Annotated in this window: 8 protein-coding genes and 1 pseudogene; 5 read left to right on the top strand and 4 right to left on the bottom strand. The window is 31.9% G+C overall.

The genetic code is table 11. The features are described 5' to 3' along the window. Positions 1–156 precede the first annotated feature (156 nt). Complete coding sequence (locus B4I81_RS10215; RefSeq protein ID WP_026724762.1) at positions 157–408, bottom strand: type B 50S ribosomal protein L31; 252 nt, start codon at positions 406–408, stop codon at positions 157–159. Positions 409–636: 228 nt separating this feature from the next. Here B4I81_RS10215 and B4I81_RS10210 point away from each other — a divergent pair, with 228 nt between their 5' ends. From B4I81_RS10210 to B4I81_RS10190, 5 genes are all read left to right on the top strand, one after another. Further along, a complete protein-coding gene (locus B4I81_RS10210; RefSeq protein ID WP_291110315.1) occupies positions 637–1,164 on the top strand; it encodes a DUF4199 domain-containing protein in 528 nt (175 codons plus the stop codon). Beyond that, the gene (locus B4I81_RS10205) at positions 1,165–2,106 is read left to right on the top strand and encodes a glycosyltransferase family 2 protein (protein ID WP_291110314.1); all 942 of its coding nucleotides are present in this window, start codon (positions 1,165–1,167) and stop codon (positions 2,104–2,106) included. Between the two features lie 40 nt (positions 2,107–2,146). Further along, positions 2,147–3,874 (top strand): phospho-sugar mutase, encoded by a 1,728-nt coding sequence (locus B4I81_RS10200; protein WP_291110312.1) that lies wholly within the window; start codon positions 2,147–2,149, stop codon positions 3,872–3,874. Next, a complete protein-coding gene (locus B4I81_RS10195; protein WP_291110310.1) occupies positions 3,875–5,722 on the top strand; it encodes an ABC transporter ATP-binding protein in 1,848 nt (615 codons plus the stop codon). 133 nt (positions 5,723–5,855) lie between these two features. Then, positions 5,856–6,557 carry a hypothetical protein gene (locus tag B4I81_RS10190; RefSeq protein ID WP_291110308.1) on the top strand — a complete coding sequence of 234 codons (702 nt, stop codon included), beginning with the start codon at positions 5,856–5,858 and terminating at the stop codon, positions 6,555–6,557. Between the two features lie 77 nt (positions 6,558–6,634). Here B4I81_RS10190 and B4I81_RS10185 read toward each other — a convergent pair whose 3' ends face one another. The 3 genes and pseudogenes from B4I81_RS10185 to B4I81_RS10175 all read right to left on the bottom strand — a co-directional run. Then, positions 6,635–7,084, bottom strand: coding sequence for a hypothetical protein (locus B4I81_RS10185; RefSeq protein ID WP_291110306.1), 450 nt, complete (start codon positions 7,082–7,084; stop codon positions 6,635–6,637). Positions 7,085–7,118: 34 nt separating this feature from the next. After that, complete coding sequence (locus B4I81_RS10180) at positions 7,119–7,832, bottom strand: hypothetical protein (RefSeq protein ID WP_291110304.1); 714 nt, start codon at positions 7,830–7,832, stop codon at positions 7,119–7,121. Positions 7,833–7,875: 43 nt separating this feature from the next. Continuing rightward, positions 7,876–9,440, bottom strand: a pseudogene (locus B4I81_RS10175) (TonB-dependent receptor); the annotation flags it as partial.

Below are 9,440 nucleotides of genomic sequence, written 5' to 3'. Positions count from 1 at the left end.
GCATTGCGAACGGTTCCGTCAAAAAGTATATAGTTCATTATGTTGAATTGTTAAAGTGATGAATTGTTTAAAACAATACTCAAAAGTAGGAAGATTTAGGCAATAAAAAAAGCCTCACCTAAGTGAAGCTTTTCTCTATTTTGAAAAAGCGAAAAATTATTTAGCTTTTTTAGCGTATTTGCTGTTGAATTTATCGATACGACCTGCAGTATCAATAAGTTTAGATTTACCTGTGTAAAAAGGGTGAGACGTTCTAGAAATCTCCATTTTGAAAACTGGATACTCAACACCTTCGTGAGTAATAGTTTCTTTAGTTTCTACTGTAGATTTAGTGATAAAAACATCCTCATTTGACATGTCTTTGAAAGCAACTAATCTGTAATTTTCTGGGTGAATACCTTTTTTCATTTTGTAAATCTTTTTATTAAGCGATTATAATTTGTTTCGCGGCTTTAATTCTATAAAGGTGTAAACAACTTATAACCTTTTGGTTTATAAACATTTTTATTTGAGAGTGCAAAATTACATTTAATTTTTAATTTACCAATGTTTCTGTAACTTTTTTTTATTTTTTAACTCTTATCCTACAACGATTAGAATTCTTATATTTGTAAATTAATTAAACCAAAACAAACTATGAACGAAATTATCAAAAAAAACGGAATTACCTTCGGTATTATCACTGGAGTATTAAGTGTATTGATTACAACTTCTATTTACATTGTTGATTTATCTTTAATGACTAAATGGTGGCTTGGTATACTAATTTTAGTAGTTTATATTATTATTGGTTGTGTGTTATTAGTTAAAACCAAAAAAGATTTAGGTGGTTACATGAGTTTTAAGGAAGGCTTCACTACTTATTTTGTATCTGCACTTATAGGTATAGCAATTTCTGTTGTTTATAATATTTTACTTTTTAATGTAATTGATCCTGAAGCAGCAATTCGTTTAAAAGAACTTACACTTGAATCAACTGTTCAAATGTTAGAAAAATTTGGAACTCCCACTTCTGCTATCAAAGAAACAGTTGATAAAATGAAAGATTACAACCAATTTTCTGCAATTGAGCAAGCCAAAGGAAGTATTTGGAGCATAGTAGGTTCTGCAATTTTTGGTGCAATTTTAGCTGCAATTTTCAAAAAAGATAAACCTGTATTCTAAATGAATTTATCCATAGTTATCCCATTATTAAACGAACAAGAATCGTTACCTGAATTACACAATTGGATTGTGAAAGTGATGCAAGCGCACAACTTTTCCTATGAGATCCTTTTTATTGATGATGGTAGTACTGACGCTTCTTGGAATGTTATTCAAAAATTATCTCAAGAAAATTCAAATGTAAAAGGTATCCGTTTTCTTAGAAATTATGGAAAGTCACAAGCCTTGCATGCAGGTTTTGCAAAAGCACAAGGTGATGTCGTGATTACTATGGATGCCGATTTACAAGATAGTCCAGATGAAATTCCAGAATTATTCCGTTTAATTACAGAAGATAATTATGATTTGATTTCAGGTTGGAAGAAAAAACGTTACGATTCAGTTGTAGCGAAAAACATTCCTTCAAAATTGTTTAATTGGGCGGCTAGAAAAACTTCAGGCGTTAAATTGAATGATTTCAATTGTGGATTAAAAGCCTATAAAAATATTGTTATCAAAAACATTGAAGTTTCTGGTGAAATGCACCGCTACATTCCTGTTTTAGCTAAAAATGCTGGATTTGGGAAAATCGGTGAAAAAGTCGTGATTCATCAAGCTAGAAAATACGGAAGTTCTAAATTTGGAATGAGCCGTTTTATTAATGGCTTCTTAGATTTGATTACGATTTGGTTTTTATCTACTTTCGGAAAACGACCAATGCATCTTTTCGGATTATTAGGCTCCATTATGTTTGTGATTGGATTTTTATTCGCATTCTACTTAGGTATCGATAAATTATTCATCAACACAACAGGAAGATTAATCACCGAAAGACCGCAATTTTATTTATCGCTAACCGCGATGTTAATTGGAACTCAATTATTCTTAGCCGGATTTTTAGGTGAAATCATCCTAAGAACCAAAAACAACGAAGAACGTTATAAGATTTCAGAAGTACTATAATATTGTGAGAAAACAATAGTTCTCTCAAAACATACAGAATATGCATATCGAACAAAGTATTTTAAACAAAGTAAACGAGTGGTTAACCCCAACATTTGACGAAGCAACTCGAAACGCTATAGAAGAAATGATGACTTCGGCTCCAAAAGAGTTGGAAGAAAGTTTTTATAAAAATTTAGAATTTGGAACGGGTGGAATGCGTGGTGTTATGGGTGTTGGAACGAATCGTATCAACAAATACACATTAGGTAAAAACACGCAAGGTTTATCAGATTATTTACATAAATCGTTTCCAAACGAACAATTGAAAGTAGCAATCGCTTACGATTGTCGTCATAACAGTAATACATTGGCTAAAGTAGTAGCTGATGTTTTTTCGGCTAACGGAATTAAAGTATATTTGTTTTCAGATATGCGCCCAACTCCTGAATTATCATTTGCAGTTCGTCATTTGAATTGCCATGCAGGAATTGTTTTAACGGCTTCTCACAATCCACCAGAGTACAACGGATACAAAGTATATTGGCAAGATGGTGGTCAATTAGTACCGCCTCAAGATGCTGAAATTATCAAGGTAATCGAAGATTTAAAATACAGCGATATTAAATTCGAAGCGAACAACGATTTAATTGAATATATCGATACTGAAGTAGACGAAGCTTTCGCTAAATCAACGGTTGAAAATGCAAGTTTTAATACTCCAGCAGAGGCAAAAGCGAATTTAAAAATCGTTTATACTTCTTTACACGGAACTTCGATTAAAGCAATTCCAAACGTATTAGCAAAAGCTGGTTATATCGATGTAAATATCGTTCCTGAACAAGCGGAACCTAATGGTGATTTCCCAACCGTAGTTTCTCCAAATCCAGAAGAACCAGAAGCGTTGTCGATGGCAATTGCTTTAGCAGAGAAAATTGGTGCCGATATGGTCGTAGGAACTGACCCAGATTCTGACCGTTTAGGGGTTGCCGTTCGTGATTTAGATGGAAACATCAAATTATTAAACGGAAATCAAACGATGGTTATCATGACCGCTTTCCTATTAGAACAATGGAAACGCGCTGATAAATTCCAAGGAAATGAATTCATTGGTTCGACTATTGTTTCCACTCCAATGATGTTGGAATTAGCAGCAGCTTATGATGTAGAATGTAAAGTAGGATTAACAGGATTCAAATGGATTGCAAAATTCATTAAAGATTTCCCAAATCAGAAATTTATTGGTGGTGGTGAAGAAAGTTTTGGTTTTATGGTGGGCGATGCCGTTCGTGATAAAGATGCTGTTGCCGCTATTTTATTGGTAAGTGAAATTGCAGCGCAAGCTAAAGCTTCGGGAAGTTCGTTATACCAAGAATTATTGAATTTGTATATTGATTTTGGTTTCTATAAAGAACATTTGATTTCGATTACCAAAAAAGGAATTGAAGGCGCTAACGAAATCAAACAAATGATGATTGCTTTACGCGAAAATCCTTTAAAGGAAATCAATGGACAACGTGTGATTTGCATCGAAGATTATCAAGCTTCAAAAGGAAAAGACTTCATGAACAATGAAGAATTTGAAATTCATGTTCCAAAATCAAACGTATTGATTTACTATTTGGAAGACGGAAGTAAAATTTGTGCACGACCAAGTGGAACCGAACCAAAAATTAAATTCTATTTCAGCGTAAATGGAGATTTAGATACGATTGAAAACGCAAAATCAGTTGAAAAAGAATTAGATAACAAAATTGCTGGCATTATTTCAGCAATGAAATTAAACTAAATGGACCAAAATTTAAAGAAAATAATTCCGTTTGCTCTGAAGTACAAAAAAGATATTGTAATGAATGTTATTTATAATATTCTTTATGCTCTTTTTAGTACTTTATCATTTATTGCATTAATTCCAATGCTCGATGTTTTGTTCAAAGACGCTGAAAAAATAGTTAAAGAACCTAAATTAACTTCGATTTGGGAAATAACAAGCTACGGAAATGATTATTTATATTTTTACATAACAAAATTAACAAATGAAAGTGGTGCACAATACGCTCTTTTATTAGTAGTTTCTATTATTATTTCAACTTTCTTATTAAAAAACATTTTTAATTATTTAGCTCTAAATCATTTGATGCTTCTAAAAAATGGAGTTTTAAAAGACCTTAGAAACAAAATGTTTGATAAAATCATTAGTCTTCCAATTTCCTATTATTCAGAGAAAAGAAAAGGTGATATGATGGCAAGAATGTTAGGAGACGTTAATGAAGTAAGAAATTCGTTTTTTAACATCCTGGAATTGGTTATTAAAGAGCCAATGACAATTGTTTTCACTATTGGTGCCATGATTGTAATAAGTTTTAAATTAACTTTATTCGTATTTGTTTTTATCCCTATTTCTGGTTTTATCATTTCTAAAATTGGAAAAAGTTTAAAAGCAAAATCTAAAAGAGCACAAGATGAAAATGGTTATTTGATTTCGGTTGTAGAAGAAACCCTTGGCGGATTAAAGGTAGTTAAAAGTTATAATGCAGAAGGCTCATTTACAAACAAATTCAATAGTTCAATTCAAAGATTATATCGTCTAACAAACAGTATCGGAAGAAAAAACAACCTTTCTTCTCCTATGAGTGAATTCATGGGAATCGTTGTAATTGCTATTTTACTTTGGTACGGAGGAAATATGGTTTTGGTAGAAACCTTTGCTGATGGTTCTCCTCTACTTGAAGGCTCTAAATTTATTGCTTACATGGGATTAGCCTACAATATTCTAACTCCTGCAAAAGCAATTTCTAAAGCTTCTTATCAGGTAAAGAGTGGATTGGCTGCTGCCGAACGCGTTTTTGATGTATTAGAAGTTGAAAATACTATTACCGATAAAGAAAATGCAATCATAAAAACTTCTTTTGATACTTCCATCACAATTGAAAACATCAACTTTAAATATGAAGAAGAAAATGTTCTAAAAAACTTCTCGTTAGAAGTTCCAAAAGGAAAAACAGTCGCTTTAGTAGGACAATCAGGTTCTGGAAAAAGTACGATTGCGAATTTATTGACTCGTTTTTATGACGTACAAGAAGGAAGTGTAAAAATCGACGATATCGACATTAAAGACATGACGTTAGAATCGTTACGTCATTTAATGGGATTAGTTACTCAAGATTCAATTTTGTTTAACGATACGATAAAAAATAATATTCTATTAGGGAAACAAGATGCAACAGATGAAGAAATCATTGCGGCTTTAAAAGTAGCTAATGCTTACGAATTCGTAAAAGATTTACCTAACGGAATTGAAACAAACATTGGTGATGCTGGTGGAAAACTTTCAGGCGGACAAAAACAACGCTTATCGATTGCAAGAGCCGTTTTGAAAAATCCTCCAATTATGATTTTAGATGAAGCTACTTCGGCTTTAGATACAGAAAGTGAAAAATTCGTTCAAGTGGCATTAGAAAACATGATGCAAAATAGAACATCAATTGTTATCGCACACCGATTATCAACCATTCAAAAAGCGGATAAAATTGTTGTAATGCAGAAAGGTGAAATCGTGGAGCAAGGAACGCATGACGAATTATTAGCTTTAAACGGGACGTATTCGAAGTTGGTAATGATGCAGAGTTTCGAGTAAAAGTTAGGAGTTTAGCAAAATAAATTAATCTCATTTCAAGATTTTGTAGATTATGTAAATTTCTTAAATCTGTGTTCCAAAATTTGTAATTTTACTTGAATTTGATTTTTGAACTTGAAATTGCACTTGAAAAATGTATGTAAACCATCCAAATATCACATTACCCGATGACAATGAGACCATTGTTTGGAAATATTTGGACTTGTCTAAGTTTTTAGACATGCTGTTGTCACAACAGTTGTTTATGTCGCGTTCAGATAAGTTTGAAGATCAATATGAAGGCACCTTTTCAGAACCTACTTTTGAAGAAATAAAGAAAATTGCTGCTAACAATCCTAAGTTTTTAGATTACTACAAATCACATCGAGAAAAAGTTGTGATTAGTAGTTGGCATATTAATGAATACGAATCATTTGCCATGTGGCAAATTTTTACTCAAAATACGGAAGGTTTAGCGATTCAAACAACTATTGGCAGACTTAAAGAAGCCTTACAACCTGAAAGACAAACCGAGCAATATATTGGTGCTGTAAATTACATCGATTACAAAAAAGAATTTATTCCGTTTGAAGATACGTTTTTCCCGTTTTTGTTTAAACGTAAAAGTTTTCAATACGAAAGAGAAATTCGAATTATTTCAGACGTTTCGGCTAATGGAATGAAAATCGATAACGGTTTAAAAGTTGATGTTAATCTAAATCAATTAATCGAAAAAATCTACATTCACCCTAAAAGTGAAAACTGGTATAAAAAATTGGTCATTGAATTGGTTTCTAAATTAGGATTTGATTTTGAAATTGAAAAATCGGATTTAGAGAGTGATATTTTGATTTAGAGTTAGAACGCGGATGAAACGGATGATTTACAACGCGGATTATACAGATTTTTTTAAACTTTTGCGTTACAACTGATTTAACCTTGCAAGTTTATCATCAGATTATAATAAGTTTTTGAACTTAAATTTATCTTCACATTAAAATAGCAATTTCCACCATCTGCTACGTCAATTAATTCTTTTTTCCAATCTGCAAAATCGAGGCTCACTAATTCACACATAAAATTTACATAAACTTCCTTTTCTCCATTTTCATTTCTCACAACAACATATTGTCGATAATATCTTTTTAAAGGGAGTAACTCATTCGATTTTGAAGTACATTCTATTAATAACCTTTCAATTTCTTTAAAATCTGTATCATTCAGTTGTGCTGGTTCTGCATTTTTAAATGGAAAAATCCAATTTTTATCATATTCTATTAAAGCGATTTTGCGTTTATTAATTTTGATTTTTTCAACAGATTTTGATTGTCCAAAACTTGATAAGGTAATTGAAAATATAAGAAAGATTAAGATTTTCTTCATAAAATAATCTTAGACATAATAAAACTTAACAATATCAATTCGGGTTATAAACTTCCACTTTCCACTCGTCAGCTAACAAGTTTACATAGTGGTAGTGTACTTTATCATTTTTATCAAAAGCACCATTTTTGTTGATGTCTTCGATACATCTGAAATACAAACGATTTTGGGCTTCAATAATATTCCAATCGATTAATTCTAGAAGATTTTCTGAAAGTTTAGTGAAGTTATCACCACTTGCTGAACTCAAATACAACGAACGAATGTCATTCTGATTAATTTTTCCGTCTTTATTGGTATCGGAATCCACTAAGGTATAAACGATAATTTGCCTCTTGGTTTTCGCAGCAATTCCGTCTAAAAAAGTTGCGGTTTGAATTTGGATTTTCTTATCGGTTAATGGTTTAACAGTAGTTGAATCGATGTGTTGAAAATTCAAATTATCGAAATAACCTGTAATTTCAAATCGGTTATAATTGGAAATCGCATAACTTACCTGATTGGTTTTACTGCTTCCATACACTTTACTATTCGAGTCATAAACACGAACATCTCCAACAGGATGAATTAAATATTGGGTTCCCTCCATCAAAATTGGCAAATCAGCCACCTTGATAGATGACGTATCTTTTGCCTCAACTTCTACCTTAGTTTTTCCTTCTTCGTAGATAACCTTTGGCGTTTCTGCTTCATTTTTACAACTCATTAAAGTTGCAACTAAGCTAAAAATAAAAAGAATACGTTTCATCTGTTTGAATTTTATAGTCAAATATACTAAAATAATAATTGGCTTACAATCGGGCTACCAATTTGATATTAAAAACGCGAGTGGTCATGTAGTTTGGAATTCCGTATTGTGATTTTGTATATACATCACGAACCCAAGTATTCGTAATCGCATTTTGATTGTTGAATAAATTGAAAATTTCCAACCCTAAAGAGAATTCATTAAAAGGTTTTAACCATTTTTTAGTAGACTTAATTTCTTGGTCTTTAAACACATAAGAAAATCCAACATCAGCTCTTCTATAATCATTTAATCGCATTTGATAAGCATAGGAATCTTCAACATATGAAGGCGATCCTCCTGGCAATCCTGTATTGTAAACCAAGTTTAAATATAACTTAAGATTAGGAATGTTTGGCATATAATCTTGAAATAAAATTCCAAATTTAAGTCTTTGATCTGTTGGACGAGCTATAAAACCTTTTCCGTCTTGATTTTCCTCAGTTTTTAAGTACCCAAAACTAAACCAAGATTCGGTTCCAGGAACAAACTCACCATTTAGCCTAGCGTCAAATCCGTAAGCATAAGCTTCTGCGTTATTGTTTGCTCTGTATCGGATGCGAACATTGTCTATTGTATAGGTATTTACATCCGTAATATTTTTATAATAAGCTTCTGCAACCAATTTAAAAGGGCGATTCCACATTTTAAAACTGTAATCATTACTTAAAACGATATGAAATGATTGTTGGGCTTTTACATTTGTTTGAACTACCCCATCATAATCTCGAAGTTCTCGATAAAAAGGAGGTTGATGATACAAACCTCCAGACAATCGAAACATCATATCTTTACGCCAGTTAGGTTTAAAAGCAAATTGAGCTCTAGGAGAAAAAGTAAATTGACTAGCTCCATCAGGTCGATTATCAGCGGTAACTTGCCATTGATGAGAACGAATTCCTGCGTTTAACCAATACTCATGAGCTCCTAATTTCCCCCTATAATTCCATTGTAAATATCCTGACAATCTATTAATTTTAGTAAAATTAGTAGCTCTAATATTTTTATAAGGTGCTAATGGCCCATAATAAGGATTATAAGGTTGATTGTTTACATATTCCAATAATGGATTTGGTAATGAAAAACCGGCAGAATCTACTGCCTCCCACTCTACTAATCGATCTCTAATGTCCTCAATAGTAAACTTTGCTCCCCATTCAATTTGAGATTTTTTATTAATTTCATGAAAACCTTTAACTTCTGTATTAACAATTAGTGCATCTAAATTATTACGAGCATGATTTAATTGAGAGCCCACGCCACGAGAAAAAACCACATCTCCAAACGTTTCTGAACCAATATTTGCATCAACCTCACCTAATCTGTATTGAGCCAAGATATCATAATATTCTTGCTCTTGCGTATGATAACCCGAAAGAATAAATTTTAATTTATTTTTTTCATTGTATTGATAAACGGCTTTTCCTGCACCAAAAAAAGTAAGGTATTTATCCTTTTCTTGTCCTTCATAAAACACTAATAAAGCAATAGGTTCATCAATAGTTCCAAAGTTCGTTTGACGCGTTAAAGGCTGATAATTATAGTTATTTTGTGAAATATTGCCTAAAA

This window comes from Flavobacterium sp. UBA6195, assembly GCF_002422095.1.
Classification (GTDB): Bacteria; Bacteroidota; Bacteroidia; order Flavobacteriales; family Flavobacteriaceae; genus Flavobacterium.
Note: the sequence above shows the minus strand (reverse complement) of the source record. Positions and strands in the feature narration are given on the sequence as shown.